The 18,187-nt window shown below is 56.3% G+C and carries 18 protein-coding genes; 12 read left to right on the top strand and 6 right to left on the bottom strand.

Features of this window, described 5'->3' with window-relative positions; all coding sequences use genetic code 11:
• Positions 1-109: 109 nt before the first annotated feature.
• From OGY35_RS20110 to urtE, 6 genes are all read left to right on the top strand, one after another.
• Entirely contained in the window at positions 110-1,213 is a 1,104-nt protein-coding gene (locus tag OGY35_RS20110; protein ID WP_286633239.1) for a cobalamin-independent methionine synthase II family protein, read from the top strand.
• A gap of 226 nt (positions 1,214-1,439) precedes the next feature.
• The gene (gene urtA, locus OGY35_RS20115) at positions 1,440-2,711 is read left to right on the top strand and encodes an urea ABC transporter substrate-binding protein (protein ID WP_286633240.1); all 1,272 of its coding nucleotides are present in this window, start codon (positions 1,440-1,442) and stop codon (positions 2,709-2,711) included.
• A gap of 184 nt (positions 2,712-2,895) precedes the next feature.
• Complete coding sequence (gene urtB / locus OGY35_RS20120; RefSeq protein ID WP_286633241.1) at positions 2,896-4,473, top strand: urea ABC transporter permease subunit UrtB; 1,578 nt, start codon at positions 2,896-2,898, stop codon at positions 4,471-4,473.
• Positions 4,470-5,543 (top strand): urea ABC transporter permease subunit UrtC, encoded by a 1,074-nt coding sequence (gene urtC / locus OGY35_RS20125; RefSeq protein ID WP_286633242.1) that lies wholly within the window; start codon positions 4,470-4,472, stop codon positions 5,541-5,543. The genes urtB and urtC overlap by 4 nt, the downstream gene beginning before the upstream one ends.
• Entirely contained in the window at positions 5,543-6,340 is a 798-nt protein-coding gene (urtD, locus tag OGY35_RS20130; protein WP_286633243.1) for an urea ABC transporter ATP-binding protein UrtD, read from the top strand. Before urtC ends, urtD begins: the two co-directional genes overlap by 1 nt.
• 12 nt (positions 6,341-6,352) lie before the next feature.
• Entirely contained in the window at positions 6,353-7,051 is a 699-nt protein-coding gene (gene urtE / locus OGY35_RS20135) for an urea ABC transporter ATP-binding subunit UrtE (protein ID WP_152404746.1), read from the top strand.
• 34 nt (positions 7,052-7,085) lie between these two features.
• On the opposite strand, the gene ydeE is transcribed toward urtE, so the two are convergent.
• The gene (gene ydeE, locus OGY35_RS20140; RefSeq protein WP_286633244.1) at positions 7,086-8,273 is read right to left on the bottom strand and encodes an efflux MFS transporter YdeE; all 1,188 of its coding nucleotides are present in this window, start codon (positions 8,271-8,273) and stop codon (positions 7,086-7,088) included.
• Positions 8,274-8,469: 196 nt separating this feature from the next.
• Here ydeE and eamA point away from each other — a divergent pair, with 196 nt between their 5' ends.
• Entirely contained in the window at positions 8,470-9,369 is a 900-nt protein-coding gene (gene eamA / locus OGY35_RS20145; protein ID WP_152404742.1) for an O-acetylserine/cysteine exporter, read from the top strand.
• 33 nt (positions 9,370-9,402) lie between these two features.
• Here the strand turns inward: eamA and marB are convergent, their stop codons facing one another.
• From marB to marR, 3 genes are read right to left on the bottom strand one after another with little or no spacing between them, the layout of a single operon-like run.
• Entirely contained in the window at positions 9,403-9,621 is a 219-nt protein-coding gene (gene marB / locus OGY35_RS20150; RefSeq protein WP_152404740.1) for a multiple antibiotic resistance protein MarB, read from the bottom strand.
• 33 nt (positions 9,622-9,654) lie between these two features.
• Positions 9,655-10,035, bottom strand: a complete 381-nt coding sequence (gene marA, locus OGY35_RS20155; RefSeq protein WP_152404738.1) for an MDR efflux pump AcrAB transcriptional activator MarA — start codon at positions 10,033-10,035, stop codon at positions 9,655-9,657.
• A gap of 19 nt (positions 10,036-10,054) precedes the next feature.
• Positions 10,055-10,489: a multiple antibiotic resistance transcriptional regulator MarR gene (gene marR / locus OGY35_RS20160; protein ID WP_046480788.1), complete on the bottom strand. Its 435-nt coding sequence runs from the start codon at positions 10,487-10,489 to the stop codon at positions 10,055-10,057.
• Between the two features lie 258 nt (positions 10,490-10,747).
• On the opposite strand from marR, the gene OGY35_RS20165 reads away from it, so the two are divergent.
• A complete protein-coding gene (locus OGY35_RS20165) occupies positions 10,748-11,410 on the top strand; it encodes a MarC family NAAT transporter (RefSeq protein ID WP_152404736.1) in 663 nt (220 codons plus the stop codon).
• Between the two features lie 33 nt (positions 11,411-11,443).
• Here OGY35_RS20165 and OGY35_RS20170 read toward each other — a convergent pair whose 3' ends face one another.
• Both OGY35_RS20170 and ptrR read right to left on the bottom strand, forming a co-directional pair.
• Positions 11,444-12,640, bottom strand: coding sequence for a sugar transporter (locus OGY35_RS20170; protein ID WP_286633245.1), 1,197 nt, complete (start codon positions 12,638-12,640; stop codon positions 11,444-11,446).
• 94 nt (positions 12,641-12,734) lie between these two features.
• Positions 12,735-13,595, bottom strand: coding sequence for a putrescine utilization regulator PtrR (ptrR, locus tag OGY35_RS20175; RefSeq protein WP_286633246.1), 861 nt, complete (start codon positions 13,593-13,595; stop codon positions 12,735-12,737).
• A gap of 99 nt (positions 13,596-13,694) precedes the next feature.
• Here ptrR and sad point away from each other — a divergent pair, with 99 nt between their 5' ends.
• From sad to OGY35_RS20195, 4 genes are all read left to right on the top strand, one after another.
• Positions 13,695-15,083 carry a succinate-semialdehyde dehydrogenase gene (sad, locus tag OGY35_RS20180; RefSeq protein WP_286633247.1) on the top strand — a complete coding sequence of 463 codons (1,389 nt, stop codon included), beginning with the start codon at positions 13,695-13,697 and terminating at the stop codon, positions 15,081-15,083.
• A 101-nt stretch (positions 15,084-15,184) separates the two neighbouring features.
• Positions 15,185-16,774, top strand: a complete 1,590-nt coding sequence (locus tag OGY35_RS20185) for a methyl-accepting chemotaxis protein (protein ID WP_286633248.1) — start codon at positions 15,185-15,187, stop codon at positions 16,772-16,774.
• 63 nt (positions 16,775-16,837) lie between these two features.
• Positions 16,838-17,764: a glutaminase B gene (glsB, locus tag OGY35_RS20190; protein ID WP_152404726.1), complete on the top strand. Its 927-nt coding sequence runs from the start codon at positions 16,838-16,840 to the stop codon at positions 17,762-17,764.
• Entirely contained in the window at positions 17,764-18,123 is a 360-nt protein-coding gene (locus OGY35_RS20195) for a DUF4186 domain-containing protein (RefSeq protein ID WP_178825405.1), read from the top strand. The genes glsB and OGY35_RS20195 overlap by 1 nt, the downstream gene beginning before the upstream one ends.
• Positions 18,124-18,187 lie beyond the last annotated feature (64 nt).

Raw genomic sequence — 18,187 nt, forward strand, 5'->3', positions numbered from 1 at the left:
TGAACGACCCTTGCATGTCAATTTGGACGCATGGACATCCAGAAGTCTAAATGTTTAAATAAGAAACTATCACGTCAGGCAACCTTTGCCTGACGACGAAGGAGATCACATGCAAAGACAACAGGCCCCATTTCGTGCAGAAGTCGTTGGCAGCTTTTTACGTCCCGACGACATCAAAGTTGCCCGCCAACAGTTTTCGCGCGGTGAGTTAACCGCACTGCAGTTACGCGCCGTCGAAGACGACGCGATTCGCCGGGTGGTCGAACAGCAGTGCGCCTGCGGTTTGCACGTTGTCACGGACGGTGAGTTCCGCCGCGCCTGGTGGCATTTTGATTTCTTCGACGGTCTGCAAGGGGTGGAGCGTTATGACTCACAGCAGGGCATTCAGTTTAATGGTGTGCAGACCAAAGCGCACGGTGTGCGGGTTACCGGCAAACTGGCTTTCGGCGATCATCCAATGCTGGAGGATTTCCGCTATCTGAAGAGCATCAGCGGTAACGCGCAACCGAAGATGACCATTCCCAGCCCCAGCGTGCTGCACTTTCGCGGCGGGCGTAAGGATATCGATGCCTCAGTGTATCCGGATCTTGAGGCCTATTTTGACGATCTGGCGACGACCTGGCGCGATGCTATCCACGCTTTCTACGCCGCAGGCTGTCGCTATCTGCAACTGGATGACACGGTATGGGCGTATCTCTGCTCTGATGCCCAGCGTCAGCAAATTCGCGAGCGTGGGGACTCCCCTGACGAACTGGCGCGGATTTATGCCGATGTTATCAACCGGGCGCTGGCGGATAAACCGGCCGATCTGACGGTGGGCCTGCACGTCTGCCGCGGCAACTTCCGCTCAACCTGGATCTCCGAAGGCGGCTATGAACCGGTTGCGGAGATCCTGTTCGGCAGCGTCAACGTCGATGCCTTTTTCCTGGAATACGACAACGATCGCTCCGGCGACTTTGCGCCGCTGCGCTTTATCCGCCCTGGCCACCAGCAGGTGGTGCTGGGACTGGTGACCACCAAAAATGGTGAACTGGAAAACCCGGAGGGAGTAAAAGCGCGCCTGCAGGAAGCGGCACACTATGTCGACAAAGCGCAAATTTGTCTCAGCCCGCAGTGCGGTTTTGCTTCGACGGAAGAGGGGAACACCCTCACGGAAGCCCAGCAGTGGAACAAAATTAAACTTATCACCGAAATAGCCCAACAGGTCTGGTAAGTTGCCTCAATAATGCACACCGCGTTGCACACTAATAATGCAACGCGGGTTCATGATGGAGCATCCTCCGCGCTAAGCCCGTCTGGTCGTGCGTTTTAACACTTTTTCCTCTTCATCCCCGTTCTGGCATCCTTTTTGCCTTATTCCTCCTGAACTCATTTTTGCGCCGTGTTGTTTGTCGGGTCGCACCAGAACTCACAGCATTTTTATTTTCAGGAGTGAAATTATGCAGCGTCGTACCTTACTCAAAGCGTTTGCCCTCTCGGCCTCGGTTGCCGCCATGGGCTTCAGTTTTAGCGTTCAGGCCGCCGATACCATCAAAGTGGGCATTATGCACTCACTTTCCGGCACGATGGCTATCTCCGAAACGCCGCTGAAAGATGTGGCTCTGATGACGATTGATGAGATCAACGCCAAAGGGGGCGTATTAGGCAAGAAGCTGGAACCGGTGGTGGTTGACCCGGCTTCAAACTGGCCGCTGTTTGCCGAGAAAGCACGACAGTTGCTGAGCCAGGATAAGGTGGCGGTGGTGTTTGGCTGCTGGACCTCCGTGTCGCGTAAGTCGGTGTTGCCGGTTTTTGAAGAGCTGAACGGCCTGTTGTTCTACCCCGTCCAGTACGAGGGGGAAGAGATGTCGCCGAACGTCTTCTACACCGGCGCGGCACCCAACCAGCAGGCGATCCCGGCGGTTGAGTACCTGCTGAGTGAGGACGGTGGAAGCGCCAAACGCTTCTTCCTGCTGGGCACCGATTACGTTTATCCGCGTACGACCAACAAAATTCTGCGTGCGTTCCTGCATTCAAAAGGGATTGCCGATAAAGATATTGAAGAAGTCTACACGCCGTTTGGTCACAGTGATTATCAGACCATTGTCGCCAACATCAAAAAGTTCTCCGCCGGGGGTAAAACGGCCGTGGTGTCGACCATCAATGGCGATTCTAACGTCCCGTTTTATAAAGAGCTGGCAAACCAGGGGCTGAAAGCCACCGATGTTCCGGTGGTCGCGTTTTCCGTGGGCGAAGAGGAACTGCGTGGGATTGATACCAAACCACTGGTGGGTAACCTTGCCGCCTGGAACTACTTCGAATCGGTTGATAACGCCACTAATCAGAAATTTGTCGCCGATTATCGCGCATACGCCAAAGCCCATAAGCTGCCAAATGCCGACACCGTTGTGACTAACGACCCGATGGAGGCGACATACGTTGGCCTGCATATGTGGGCGCAGGCCGTTGAAAAAGCCGGGACGACGGATGTGGATAAAGTCCGTGCGGCGATGGCCGGACAGTCCTTCAAGGCTCCGTCTGGCTTTACCCTGACGATGGATGCCACCAACCATCATCTGCATAAGCCGGTGATGATTGGCGAGATTGAAGGCAACGGTCAGTTCAACGTCGTGTGGCAGACCGAAGAGCCGGTTCGAGCCCAACCGTGGAGCCCGTTCATTGCCGGTAATGACAAAAAATCTGAACAACCGGTGAAAACAGCCAGCAACTAACGTTAAGCCCTCCTGCGGGCGCAGACGCCGTGATGCCCGATGGCGCAAGCTTATTGGGCCTGGACAGAGCAGGGGGAAGCAGATGTAGGCCGGATAAGGCGCAAGCCGTCATCCGGCGAACGCGTCGCAAGGTTTGTCAACGTTCTTATCCCTCCAGCGGAGGGTGACTTCTGGAGATCACGACATGAAAGCCATGGGCTTTATTCGCGGCTTGCTGCTGGCGTTCGGGCTTCTGCCATGGTTCGTTCAGGCGAGCGATGCCGATGTGTTCGTTGCCGCCAGTCGCAGCGAGCAGGCGCAACTGCTCGAACAGTGGGCAGCGGCACCTGAAACACAACGTTTGCCGCTGCTGACGGCACTGAGCCGGGAGGCGGTGCTCACTGACGGCTCAAAACAGGCTTTTACCCGAGAGGGATCGCAGGTCGTCGCCCTGGGGAGTGCCAGCAGTCCAACGGGCGCGCTAAAACCGCTGCGCCTGACCAACCGACTACGTATTCTTGTCGCTGGCGCGCTGGCGACACATCAGCTTATTAGTGACAGTGTCACACAAAGGCTGGCAGCAACCCGTACGCTTCAGCGCGACGCACAGCCAGCCATGCTGCCTTTTATCCAACAGCGCCTGGCACAGGAAACGGATGCGGAAGTGAAAACACATCTGACCCGCGTGCTGGCTAATCTGCAACTGACCAGTCCATCCGCTGAGATTCGTCGCGAGGCGATCGCGCTGTTGGGGGAATCCAGCGATCCGGAAATGCAGGCGCGCCTGCAGCCTTTTACTGACAAGGCGCATGAACCGGATGCCAGCGTGCGTGCGGCGGCCAGTGATAGCCTGGCGCGCATTCAGCAGCGGATGGCGATTGGCGATCTGCTTGGACAGGCGTTTATGGGGCTCTCGCTGGGATCGGTACTGCTGCTGGCGGCGCTGGGGCTGGCGATCACCTATGGTCTGCTGGGGGTTATCAACATGGCGCACGGCGAAATGTTGATGCTCGGGGCGTACTGTACGTGGATGGTGCAACAGGCGATGGCGCAGTTCATGCCGCAGTGGTTGGCCTTTTATCCACTGGTTGCCTTGCCAGTCGCCTTTCTGTTTACCGCAGGCGCGGGAATGATTCTGGAACGCGGGGTGATCCGCCATCTCTACGGACGTCCGCTGGAAACGCTGCTGGCGACGTGGGGGATAAGCCTCATGCTGATTCAGCTCGTGCGGATGACCTTTGGCGCGCAAAACCTGGAGGTGGCGAATCCGGCGTGGCTTTCCGGCGGCGTGCAGGTCTACGCCAGTCTGGTACTCCCGTGGAACCGCATTGTGGTACTGGGTTTCACGCTGCTGGTGCTGTTCTTCACCTGGCTGCTGCTGAACAAAACGCGACTGGGCATGCGGGTACGCGCGGTCACCCAGAACCGCAGTATGGCGGCTTGCTGTGGCGTGCCGACCGGACGTGTGGACATGCTGGCCTTCGGACTCGGTTCGGGGATTGCGGGCCTCGGCGGTGTCGCCTTGTCGCAACTGGGTAACGTCGGCCCGGAACTGGGTCAGGGCTATATCATCGACTCCTTCCTGGTGGTGGTACTGGGCGGCGTGGGTCAACTTGCCGGCAGCGTGGCGGCGGCGTTTGGTCTGGGCGTGTTCAACAAAATTCTTGAGCCGCAGATGGGGGCGGTTCTCGGGAAGATAGTGATTCTGGTGTTGATCATTTTGTTTATTCAGAAACGACCCCAGGGACTGTTTGCCCTGAAAGGGAGGGTTACCGAATCATGACGATGCCAATGACCTTAACACTGGCGCGTAAAGCGCCGCGCGTCAGCCGGGCGCTGGGGGCGATTATCCTGCTGACGCTGATTATCCTGCCGTTTCTCACCTTGCTGCCCGCCGATCATCCGCTGGCCATTTCTGTGTGGACGCTTCAACTTGCCGGGAAAATTCTCTGCTATGCGGTCGTTGCTGTGGCGCTGGATCTCGTCTGGGGCTATGCCGGAATGCTGTCGCTGGGACACGGGCTTTTCTTCGCGCTTGGCGGCTATGCGATGGGGATGTATCTGATGCGCCAGGCCTCCGGCGAAGGGTTGCCGGCGTTTATGTCCTTTCTTTCGTGGAGTGAATTGCCGTGGTTCTGGTGGGGAACCCAGCATTTTGCGTGGGCAATGGCGCTGGTGGTGCTGGTTCCGGGGGGGCTGGCGCTCATCTTCGGCTATTTTGCCTTCCGCTCGAAAATTAAGGGCGTCTACTTTTCGATCATGACGCAGGCGCTGACCTTCGCCGGTATGCTGCTGTTCTTTCGTAATGAAACCGGCTTTGGCGGCAACAATGGCTTTACCGGATTTACCACTCTCCTCGGAATGCCGATCACCGCGACGACTACCCGCATTGGACTGTTTCTGGCGACGCTATTACTGCTGATGCTGGCACTGTGGCTGGGATTTGCGCTGGCGCGCAGTAAATTTGGCCGGATCCTCACCGCCGTGCGCGACGCGGAAAACCGGCTGATGTTTTGCGGCTATGATCCGAAAGGCTTCAAGCTGCTGGTCTGGACGCTCTCCGCCGTGCTGTGCGGACTGGCGGGGGCGCTGTATGTGCCACAGGTCGGGATTATTAACCCCAGCGAAATGTCACCGACCAACTCTATCGAAGCCGCCATCTGGGTGGCGCTCGGCGGGCGCGGTTCGCTGATTGGCCCGGTCATCGGCGCGGTGACGGTGAACGGCGCTAAAAGCCTCTTCACCGTTATCATGCCGGAATACTGGCAGCTGTTTCTGGGGCTTATCTTCATTGGCGTCACGCTTTTTTTACCGCGCGGCGTGATAGGCCTGTTCCGCAAAGGAGAAAAATAATGCAGCCAGATGAAGGCCTTTTTACCCGCCAGGTTCCCGGCGATCGCTATCGCCAGCAGACGGACCCGGTGCTGCAACTGGAAAACATCAACGTCAGCTTTGATGGCTTTAAAGCGTTAACCGATCTCACGCTGAATATTGGCGTCGGCGAACTGCGCTGCATCATTGGCCCTAACGGTGCGGGGAAAACCACGCTGATGGATGTGATTACCGGGAAGACGCGTCCGCAAAGCGGCAAGGCGTTGTATGACCAGTCAACCGATCTGACCACGCTGGATCCGATCGCCATTGCCCGCCAGGGAATTGGCCGTAAGTTTCAAAAGCCGACGGTGTTCGAAGCGCTGACGGTGGAGGAAAACCTCGAACTGGCGATGAAAAACGACAAATCGGTGTGGGCGTCACTGCGCGCCAGGCTAAACAGCGAACAGCGCGATCGCATCGATGAGATGCTGGGTCTGCTGCGCCTGCGGACAGAAAGAGGGCGTCGCGCCGGAATGTTGTCTCATGGTCAGAAGCAGTTTCTCGAGATCGGCATGCTGTTGGTGCAGGAGCCGCATCTGTTGCTGCTCGACGAACCCGCCGCCGGAATGACGGATGCAGAGACAGAATACACCGCAGAGCTGTTTCGCACGTTGGCGGGTAAGCATTCGCTGATGGTGGTGGAACATGATATGGGGTTTGTGGAAACCATTGCCGACCACGTCACGGTGCTCCATCAGGGACGGGTGCTGGCGCAGGGCAGCCTGCGCGACGTTCAGGCCAATGAGCAGGTGATTGATGTCTATCTTGGGCGCTAAGGAGTGCAGAAGATGCTACAGGTGAATGAACTGAATCAATACTACGGTGGCAGCCATATTCTGCGCGGCGTCACCTTTGACGCCAGGCCTGGTGAAGTGACCTGCCTGCTGGGGCGCAACGGCGTGGGTAAAACCACCTTGCTGAAGTGTCTGATGGGGTTGATTCCGGCACGTAGCGGAACGGTGACCTGGCAGGAGAAGAATATCACCCATCGTAAGCCGCACCAGCGGGTACAGGCGGGTATCGCGTATGTGCCGCAGGGCCGCGAAATATTCCCGCGACTCACGGTCGAAGAAAACCTGCTGTTGGGGTTGTCGCGTTTTTCGTCGCGTGAAGCCAAAACGGTACCGGAAGAGATCTACACGCTGTTCCCGGTACTGAAAGAGATGAAACAGCGACGCGGCGGCGATCTCTCGGGCGGTCAACAGCAGCAGCTGGCGATTGGTCGTGCGCTGGCGAGTCGTCCGCAATTGTTGATTCTCGATGAGCCGACGGAGGGCATTCAGCCTTCTGTTATCAAGGAGATAGGTCAGGTGATCGCCCAACTTGCCCGTCGCGGCGACATGGCGATTTTGCTGGTTGAGCAGTTCTACGACTTCGCGGCAGAACTGGCGGACAACTATTTGCTGATGTCACGCGGCAGCATTATTCAACGCGGGCGTGGCGAAAATATGGCGTCAGAAGGGGTACGCGGATTAGTGGCTATCTGACAATCGTGCAGGCCTGCGCCTGCGCGACATCGGATCAGCACAGCGCCGCCTGGCCCCAGGGCCTGGCGCGCATGCCTTTAAGCATCAGCGCCCACGCGGCAATAATCGCTATCATCAGGACGACGAACAGCGTCCACGCGGGGAAAGAGGTCAGAATAACGCCGCTGGCCAGCGGGTTAACCGCCGCCCCCAACCAGCCCAGCGACTGCGCGGAGAAATAGCTGGCCTTCATGCCCGAAGGAGCGATGTTGTCGATCAGCATGTACTCACCTGGCGCGTAGATCACTTCGCCAAGGGTAAAGATCGCGGCGGATACCCCCCATAACAGCAGGCTGTTGCCGGAGATCATGAACCCGCCGAGGCCAATGACAAAACAGACCGTGCCAAAGGCCATCAGAGGGCGAATGTTTCCCGGCGTCAGTCTGCGTCCCAGTGCGTACTGCAAGCTGACGACCACCGCGGCGTTAACGGGTAACACCACTGCCACCACTTTCTCCGCGAAGTTGCCGTCGGCAACGACCATAACGTACTGGGAGAGGCAGGATGCAAACGCGCCGCTCACAAACGAGGCCAGAAACGCTGACAGCGTAAACCAGAACAGCGCTTTATCATGCAGCAGCACGGAAGGCGACCAGGCGACGCTGTTTTCGCCATCGACGGCGGCGACAGAGCGCTTGACCAGCAGCTGGATAAACACCAGCGGAAAAGCGGAGCAGATTGCCGCGAGCCAGAAGGGCAAGTTGATGCTCTGCATCACCAGCAGCGTGCCGAGCGGTGGGCCCACCGTCCAGCCGATATTCAGCACCGTATAGTTCAGTGAGAAGATTTTCGCCTTCGCGCCGGGTGAGAGATGGTCAGCAAACCATGCTTTCAGTACGGTGGCAAACACCGAGTAAGCGCAGTTAATCAGGGCAAAGAGCAGCACCACCAGCACCACGCTATGCACCAGTGGAATGGCGATAAAGCCAAAGGCAAAGGCGGAAATTGCCAGCAGCATGTAGCGCTTCTTGTCGAACTTATCCGCCAGAATGCCAAAACCGAGGCTAAAGACCACGCCGATGGTCAGCGCGATGGTCATGGCATAGCCGATCAGATCCACGCCCAGGTCGTACTGGCGATTCAGATAAATGGTCATGAAGGGCAGCGTTGCGCCACGACCGATCGTCAACAACAGTGAGGAGGCGAGTAAAGCGAGGGTGGATCGTCTCAAAGTCTTGTTCATGTATCTGCCCGACAGTGCGATTCGTTATGTTTTTTTTAGATATGTAAAGGAATAGCACGGCAAAATTGTGATGTATAGCGGATAAATTGTTCTATTGTGCACTGTTATCCCTACCAGAATTTATGATCTGTTACGGGGAAGGGAGTTCCGCTACTTTAACTTGTTTACAAAAATTTAAACTTCGCGGAGCCGTGGTATGACGCGCAAAGACGGGCTGTTGGCATTACTGGTGGTGGTGGTATGGGGGCTGAATTTTGTCGTCATTAAGGTCGGACTGCACGCGATGCCGCCGCTGATGCTGGCGGGGTTACGCTTTTTACTGGTGGCATTTCCGGCGATATTCTTTGTTGCGCGTCCGCGTATTCCGCTTTCGCTGCTGCTCGGTTACGGCCTGACGATAAGCTTCGGTCAGTTTGCCTTTCTGTTTTGCGCGATCAAATTCGGCATGCCGGCAGGGCTGGCGTCGCTGGTGTTGCAGGCGCAGGCCTTCTTCACCATCGTGCTCGGGGCATTTGCCTTTGGCGAACGTTTGCAGGGTAAACAAATTGCCGGGATTGCGCTCGCCGTCTTTGGCGTGCTGGTGCTGATTGAAGGCAGTCTCAATGGGCAGCATGTGGCGCTGCTCGGCTTTATGCTGACGCTGGCGGCGGCATTCAGCTGGGCCTGCGGCAATATCTTCAACAAAAAAATAATGGGTCATGCCTCGCGCCCGCCGGTGATGTCGCTGGTGGTCTGGAGCGCGCTGATCCCGATACTGCCGTTTTTTGCCGCCTCGCTGTTTCTCGACGGCGCGGCGCAAATCGTGCAAAGCCTTATCGCCATCGATCTGACAACGATCTTATCGCTGGTCTATCTGGCCTTTGTCGCCACAATTGTCGGCTACGGGATCTGGGGAACGCTGCTTGGTCGTTATGAAACCTGGCGTGTCGCGCCGCTCTCTCTGCTGGTGCCGGTGGTGGGACTGGCAAGCGCAGCGCTGCTGCTCGACGAAACGCTGAGCGCGCTGCAATTGTTTGGTGCGGTGCTGATTATGGCGGGTCTGTACATCAACGTGTTTGGCTTTCGCTGGCGCAAAACGGCGCAGGTGAGAGGGTAAAAAAAAGCCCTGCATGAGCAGGGCAAAAACGAATCACAGGCGGTGCCGGTTGTAATAAGGCACGCCCAGTTCGTCGGACTTATCGCTTCCCGCGCCCATGTGGTTAAAATCAAACGGCGATTGTTCCAGAGAGGTGGGGACAATCATCGTGTCACGACTGTTCGTCGTGGTGGGCTGCGCGGATTGTTCCGCAACGCTCTGACCTGAGACAACAAGCAGCAGGGCCAGCATTGCAGAAGACAACAGTTTCATGATTTCCTCGATTACGTCGTTTACAGGCGATGGTTAGTTACAATGATTCAGCGGAAGCAAATAGCGCGATTCGCCGTGCATATTGGTAATACGGAATTTATGCGGCGGAACGTCGAAATAGTTTTTGAACGTCCGGGTCAGCGTCTGCTGCGACTCGAAACCGTAACGTTCCGCCAGATATAAAATCGGCTCGTTACTTTCTTTTAATTTTTGCGCTATTTCGGTCATTTTACGGCTGCGGATGTACTGACCTAATGAATGGCCGGTCTCTTTTTTGAACATCCGTTGCAGGTGCCATTTGGAGTAACCTGAACGCTCAGACACTTTTTCCAGTGAGAGCGGCGATTCCAGGTTATCTTCGATCCAGTCCAAAATGCTATGAATGGTGATAGCGTCAGTATTGCGTCTGGACATCGTCATACCTCTTCTTGTTTTACGGCAGGACTTTCTTAAGCAAATGCTCAAGCGTTGCCACTTCGTCCGCCGTTAAGTTTTTTGTTAATTCCTGGTGCAGGTCTTGTCCTACTAATTGATGACATTGCTCACAAATTGCCGCGCCGTGCTCGGTGAGTTTCACCAGTACGCCGCGCTTGTCATTCGGGTTAGGAAGTCTGTCAATCCAGCCTTTGCAGACCAGACGATCGAGCATGCGCGTCAAGGCACCGAGATCGACAGACAGCACTTTTTTCAGTTCAACCGGGGTAATGCAGCCCGCACAGCGGATAGAGCAGAGCACTTTAAACTGTGCTGCTGTGATATCCAGCGGTGAGAGATAGTCGTTCAACAGACGATCTTTTTTCTGATTGACCATGTAGATCAAGCGCCCCAGTGGGATGATTTCATTGAATAAGTCACTGGTGCTTTTCACAATGGTTGCCCTGGCAAGTATTTAGTTACGGCAGATAATATTGCCCAGGCAACTATAAGTCAAACGAATGGATTTACCGATCACACGAATTGCTAAAAGGGAAAAGATGCGCCTCACGTCACACTTTATTTAATTAATGATAATTACTGGTTATGCTTCTAACCGATAACGAATCCTTACAGCGCCAGAATGGCTAACTTCATGGTTTTCCACTTATACTTGCCGCTAACACAGGGTTAAACAGGAATGGCAGTCAATATGATGGATTTGTTTAAAGCAATAGGACTGGGGCTGGTGGTGATTCTTCCTCTGGCGAATCCATTGACAACCATCGCGTTGTTTCTCGGCCTTGCCGGGAATATGAACAGTGCGGAGCGCAATCACCAGTCGCTTATGGCTTCGGTTTACGTGTTCGCCATCATGATGGTGGCCTACTATGCGGGCCAGCTGGTGATGAATACCTTCGGCATCTCCATTCCAGGCCTGCGCATCGCCGGGGGCTTAATTGTGGCGTTTATCGGTTTCCGTATGCTATTTCCGCAGCAGAAAGCGCATGATTCGCCTGAGGCGCGGAGTAAGTCGGAAGAACTGGAAGACGAGCCGACCGCCAATATTGCCTTTGTGCCGCTGGCGATGCCAAGCACGGCGGGACCGGGAACCATTGCGATGATCATCAGCTCCGCCTCAACGGTGCGTCACGGAACGGATTTTCCTGGCTGGGTGATTACCGTCGCGCCGCCGATCATCTTTGCGCTGGTGGCGGTGATCCTGTGGGGATGCTTACGCAGTTCCGGGGCGATTATGCGTCTGGTGGGTAAGGGCGGTATTGAAGCCATTTCTCGCCTGATGGGCTTCCTGCTGGTCTGTATGGGCGTGCAGTTTATTATTAACGGCGTGCTGGAAATTATTAAAACCTACTGAAAAAAAGCCCGGTCGTCATGACCGGGCTTTTTTTCAGGAATGCTGTGGCTGCTCTTCCAGTGAGACGGGCCATTTACGAAAGATAATCACCGACCAGATAAGCGCAGCAAGGGCCGGAATGGCGCCCACGTAGCCAATCGTTGACATCGACCAGTGCAGACTCACCTGATTTCCCACCAGCGCGCCTGCGCCAATACCAATATTGAAAATGCCGGAGAACAGCGCCATCGCCACATCCGTGGCGTCCGGGGCCAGCGCCAGGACTTTTACCTGCATTCCCAGGCCAATGACCATGATGGCAATCCCCCAGAAGAGACTCAGGACCGCCAGTTGAGACTCACTGTCCGCGGCAGGTAACAGCAGCATCAGGCAGGCCAGCAGCAGTGCAATGGCAACGGTAATGAGCGCCGAAGCGTGGCGATTGCCAAGCTTACCAAAGATAATGCTGCCGATAATGCCCGCACCGCCCAGTACCAGTAACAGTGCGGTGGCGAAATTGGCGCTTAGCCCGGCAACGGTCTGCACAAACGGTTCGATGTAGCTGTACGCGGTGTAGTGCGCCGTCACCACCACGACCGTCAACAGGTAGAGGCTCATCAGCGCCGGACGACGGAACAGCAGCGGCAGACTTTTCAGCGAACCCGAGTGTTCGCTTGGCAATTTTGGCAGCAGTTTGATCAGGCAAATCAGGGTGATTAACGCTCCCATCCCGATAGCGAAGAACGTGGTTCGCCAGCCAAAATACTGACCGACAATGCGCCCGAGCGGTAAGCCCAGCACCATCGCCAGCGCTGTTCCGGTGGCCAGTAAACTTAGTGCCTGAGCGCGTTTGCCCGCTGGGGCAAGGCGGATCGCCAGTGAGGCGGTAATCGACCAGAAGATTGCATGAGCAAAGGCAATCCCGATACGGCTTATCACCAGCACGGTAAAGTTCCACGCCAGGAAAGAGAGCACATGGCTGGCGATAAACAGTGCAAACAGGCAAATCAGCAATTTACGCCGCTCAACCTGGCTGGTCAGCAGCATGAACGGCAGGGACATCAGCGCGACAACCCAGGCGTAGATCGTCAGCATGATCCCGACCTGCGCGGTCTGCATGTTAAAACTCTGCGCGATATCGGAGAGCAGGCCCACAGGGACAAATTCTGTGGTATTGAAAATAAACGCAGCAATAGCCAGCGTAACGACCCGTAACCATGCGACTTTGCGGGAGACCGTTTGAGTTGTCATAAAAATGAATCGGTTCGTTGCGAAAAAGGAGAGAAGGGGATCTTAAAACGTTTGCTGATGAAAAGACAACCGTTTTGTGACTCAGATCTCGTTTTCATTTCTGCTCTGTTAACAGCTCAATGAACGCCTCCAGCTGGCGCATCATCGTACCGCGTCGCCAGACCAGCCATGTGGTCAGCCAGCGCCAGTTCTCGGCCAATGGCCAGGCTTCGACCTGCTGATGTCCGGGCATACTTTCAAGCATCGAGCGGGGGATCAGCGCGATACCGGCTCCAGCAATCACACAGGCCAGCATGCCGTGATAGGACTCCATTTCGTGGATTGTGCCCGGCATCGCCCGATCGGCATGAAACCAGCTTTCGAAGTGGCGGCGGTAAGAGCAGTTGGCGCGAAAGGCGTAAATATTGCTGCCGTTGACCTCGCTGGCGCGAGTTACCGGCGCATGGCCGTGCGGCGTGACCACCATCATCTCTTCCTGATACACCGGCATCCCTTCAAGACCGGGGTGAGTAATCGGGCCGTCAACAAAGGCGGCGTTGAGATGACCCTCAAGCACGCCGTCCAGCATCGTGCCAGAAGGGCCGGTCGCCAGGGAGAACTGGATTTTGGGGTAGCGCTGATTGTAGCGGGCAAGCGTGGCCGGAATACGCACGGCTGCCGTACTCTCCAGCGCGCCCAGTGAGAATAACCCCTGGGGTTCATCGCCAGCGACGACCATCCGCGCCTCGTCAACCAGCGCAAGGATCTGCTGACTGTAGCGCAGAAAGTTATGCCCGGCGGGAGAAAGTCGCAGGCGCTGGTTCTCACGAATAAACAGATCGACGCCGAGGTCAGCCTCCAGTTGACGAATACGGGTGGTGAGATTGGAAGGGACGCGATGCACCTTCGCCGCCGCCTGGGTGATGCTGCCCGTTTCGGCAACCGCGTTAAACATCTCCAGTTGGGTCAGATCCATAGCATTCTCTCATAGTGAATAGTTTAGTTAATATTATTCATTTTTCGGAAAGAGTAAACGCGTCCATGATGATGACATCAAGAACCACGGAGAGACAGTATGACGATTTCATCGGCAACCCATGCCATTTCCACCAACCCGCATAATGGCGAACACCTTTCGGCGCTGCCGTGGTCTACGGCTCAGGAAATCGAGCAGGCGCTACAGTGTGCTGCTGCGGGATTGCGCGGCTGGAAACTGACGACGCCAGCGCATCGGGCGCAGAAATTACGCGATATCGGCGAGGCCTTACGTGCGCGTGGCGAAGAGATGGCGCAGTGCATTACCCGCGAGATGGGCAAACCCATTAAGCAGGCGCGTGCGGAGGTCGCCAAATCGGCGGCGCTGTGCGACTGGTATGCTGAACAGGGTCCGGCGATGCTGGCCGCCGAACCGACACAGGTGGAAAACCATCAGGCGGTGATTGAGTATCGTCCCTTAGGCACCGTGCTGGCGGTCATGCCGTGGAATTTTCCTTTGTGGCAGGTACTGCGTGGCGCGGTGCCGATTTTACTGGCCGGGAATGGGTATTTGCTCAAGCCTGCACCCAACGTCACCGGCTGTGCGCAGATAATAAGCCAGGTCTTTGCCGACGCGGCGATCCCCGCTGGCGTCTACGGCTGGCTGAATGCGGATAATCAGGGCGTCAGTACGCTGATTCAGGATCCGCGAATTGCGGCGGTGACGGTGACCGGCAGCGTGCGAGCCGGGGCGGCCATTGGCGCTCAGGCCGGTGCGGCGCTGAAAAAATGCGTGCTGGAGTTGGGCGGTTCCGATCCGTTTATTGTGCTTAACGATGCCGATCTGGATCTGGCGGTGAAGGCGGCAGTGGCCGGGCGCTATCAGAATAGCGGACAGGTTTGCGCGGCGGCGAAACGCTTTATCCTCGAAGAGGGGATCGCGGAGCGCTTTATCGAGCGCTTTGTGGCGGCAGCGGGCGCGCTGAAGCAGGGCGATCCGCTGGCGGAGGAGACTGAACTCGGCCCAATGGCGCGTGCCGATCTGCGCGATGAATTGCATCAGCAGGTGCTGGCTACCATCGCCGAAGGCGCTCAGCTACTGCTTGGCGGCGAGAAGCCTTCCACCGGTGGGAGCTATTATCCGGTCACCGTGCTGGCGAATGTGACCCCAGAGATGACCGCGTTTCGTGAGGAACTCTTCGGGCCGGTTGCGGCGATCGGCGTGGCGAAGAGTGCCGAACACGCGCTGGAACTGGCAAACTGCAGTGATTTTGGTCTGTCCGCAACCCTCTTTACCGCCGATGAAGCCCGTGCACAGGAGATGGCTGCGCGTCTGGAATGTGGCGGTGTCTTTATTAACGGTTTTAGCGCCAGCGATGCCCGGGTCGCGTTTGGCGGCGTGAAGAAGAGCGGTTTTGGTCGCGAGCTTTCGCACTTTGGCCTGCATGAATTTTGTAACGTGCAGACCGTCTGGAAAAACCGACGCTGATCTTTCTGACGCCCTGCGGGGCGTCTTGTCATATTTCCGCCATAATTTTGTCATTTACGCTTCGTAGACTCGCGATTAACGTGTTGATACTGAAGAATATTATGAACTTAACTCAAACTTTACGTCGCCAGGCGCGCCGTTTTTTACCGCAGCAGTTTGGCCTGTTGACCGGGATTTTTTGCATCATTGCGTTGTTTTCCGTACTGCAACTGACCTCGTCACTGATGCTGTCATTTTCAGTTAGCCAGGCCCGGGAAAATGAACAGCGTAACCAACTGGCGTTGCGTCAGCAGACAAAGGTCGAAGAGGCGCGGATTGCGCTACTGACGGCCAGCGATCTGCTCAACCGGGCGGGGGTCTACTTTATGCAGGATGCCGCCACGGGTTCTGAAGGAAGCTGGCAGCCGCTGATCGACGAAGCCCGACAGGCGTTAACCCAGTCGACAACCGCATGGCAGGCGTGGCGCGAGATGAACCCGCAGGCGGACGACGGGCTGGTCGACAGCTATCAGCGCTTTAGCGGCGGCATTCAGGAACAAGTGGCAGGATTAAGCCAGACGCAGTCGATTGATGCGTTCTTCGCCGTGCCCATTCAGGCATTTCAGGCCGACTTCAATGATAACTATGCCAGAGTGCAAAAGGTCAGCGCGCAGGCGCGGGAAAGCGGACGGCAGCAGTTGCTGGATCGCCTGTTGAGTCTCCAGCATCTGTTTTTGGTACTGCCGGGGGTGCTGCTGGCTATTGCGGTTGCGGTCTGGTGGGGGATGTCGCGCTGGGTCATTTCTCCGCTGCGTCGGCTGATAGCGTTCATCGACATTCTGGCGGCTGGCGATCTTTCACAACCGCTTCCCGCAGTGTCCGGGGCGAACCGGGAAGTGTCGCAACTCCACGTGCGTATCGGTTCGATGCAGCAGGGACTACGCGAGTTAGTCCGACAGGTCAGTAAGGCGACCACGGCGATGGCCGACAATATCGAAAGGCTGGCGCAGAACAATACGCGCCTGTATCAACAGTCCGAAAAACAGAACGAGGAGCTGAATAACGTCACCTCGCATATTTCTGTGCTGGAAACGCACGTTGAAGATAACAGCGGGTTTGCCCAACTGGCGAATCAGCGTGCGGAAGAAGCCCGTACCATTGCGGCTGGCGGTGACAGAATGATGGACACGGTGAATCGTTCGATGCAGGCGATCGTGACGCGCTCGGCAGAGATGCGCGGGATTATTGCGCTGATTGATAACGTCGCCTTCCAGACCAACATCCTGGCGCTGAACGCGGCCATTGAAGCCGCTCATGCCGGTGAGCAAGGACGCGGCTTTGCGGTGGTGGCAAAAGAAGTGGGGCTGCTGGCGCGCAAGAGCAGTCAGTCTACGCAGGATATTCAGGCGCTGATCTATCATTCCCTGCAGGGGATAGAAGAAGGGTCGAGTGCGGTGACGCATCTGGAAGAAAATCTGCAACAGGTGATCGCGCTGGTGGAGAATCTGGGCGCCTCGCTGAATGATATCTCAGCCGCAACGCTGCATCAGGGAACCCGAATCCATCAGATGACGCGTCAGTTGCAGGCGCTGAATCTGGTTGCCCGCGACACCCGCGAGCTGGTGGATACCGCATCAGCCTCCTCACGGCAGTTGCATAATGAATCGCATCAGTTGATTCACGCCGTGGCGAGATTCCGTCTTCCGGCCTGACGCGAGGTATTTAGCTCTGCTATACTCGCAGCCCTTTTCAGACCGGCAGGCAAGGAGTGTGGTGTGGCAATCACCCTGGACAATTCAATTTTAGAGACCATTCTGACAGAGGTTCGCCCGCTGATTGGTCAGGGCAACGTGGCGGATTATATTCCTGCGCTTGCTTCGGTTGAGGGTTCCCGACTGGGTATTGCGATTTGCACCGTGGAGGGACAGCTCTGGCATGCCGGAGATGCGACAGAACGCTTTTCCATTCAGTCGATTTCGAAGGTGCTCAGTCTGGTGGTGGCGATGCGTCACTATTCAGAGGATGAGATCTGGCAACGGGTGGGGAAAGATCCGTCCGGCTCGCCGTTTAACTCGCTGGTACAGTTAGAAATGGAACACGGCATTCCGCGCAATCCGTTTATTAATGCCGGGGCGCTGGTCGTCTGCGACATGTTGCAGGGACGACTCAGCGCACCGCGTCAACGTATGCTGGAAGTGGTGCGCGCGCTGAGCGGCGTGGCTGATATCGCTTATGATGCGGTGGTGGCCCGCTCGGAGTTCGAACATTCCGCCCGCAATGCCGCCATCGCCTGGCTGATGAAATCCTTCGGCAATTTTCACCATGACGTCACGACGGTCCTGCAAAACTATTTTCATTACTGCGCGCTGAAAATGAGCTGTGTGGAGCTGGCGAAGACCTTTGTCTTTCTTGCTAACCAGGGAAAAGCGTTTCATCTCGATGAGCCCGTGGTGACGCCGATGCAGGCGCGACAGATCAATGCGCTGATGGCGACCAGCGGAATGTATCAGAACGCCGGAGAGTTTGCGTGGCGTGTTGGTTTACCCGCGAAGTCGGGCGTTGGTGGGGGAATTGTCGCGATTGTGCCGCATGAGATGGCGATCGCCGTCTGGAGCCCGGAACTGGATCCAACCGGTAATTCGCTGGCAGGCATTGCGGTTCTGGAACAACTCACTCAACGACTAGGACGCTCAGTGTACTGATGAACACGTTTGATCCACTTTTTGCCCGTCTGTCGCGCTCGACGTTTCGTTCCCGTTTTCGTCTGGGAACAAAAGAGAGACAGTATTGCTGGGATAAAGGGGCTGAGGTTATCGACAGGCATGCTGCGGATTTTGTGGCACAGCGGCTTGCTCCGGCGATGCCTGTCAATGATGGTAAGCAAACGCCGATGCGCGGTCATCCGGTGTTTATCGCCCAGCACGCCACGGCGACCTGCTGTCGCGGTTGTCTTGCTAAATGGCATAATATCGCGCAGGGACAGCCGCTGAGCGATGAGCAACAACGGTATGTGGTTGCTGTTATCCATCACTGGTTAGTTATCCAAATGAATAAACAGTAATAATTAAATGGTTACAACCGCTCCCTGAAAATACCCATTTATTAACCAGGGTTATTGGTGGGGG

The organism is Citrobacter sp. Ct235 (assembly GCF_030332305.1).
In the GTDB taxonomy this organism is placed as follows: Bacteria; Pseudomonadota; Gammaproteobacteria; order Enterobacterales; family Enterobacteriaceae; genus Citrobacter_A; species Citrobacter_A telavivensis.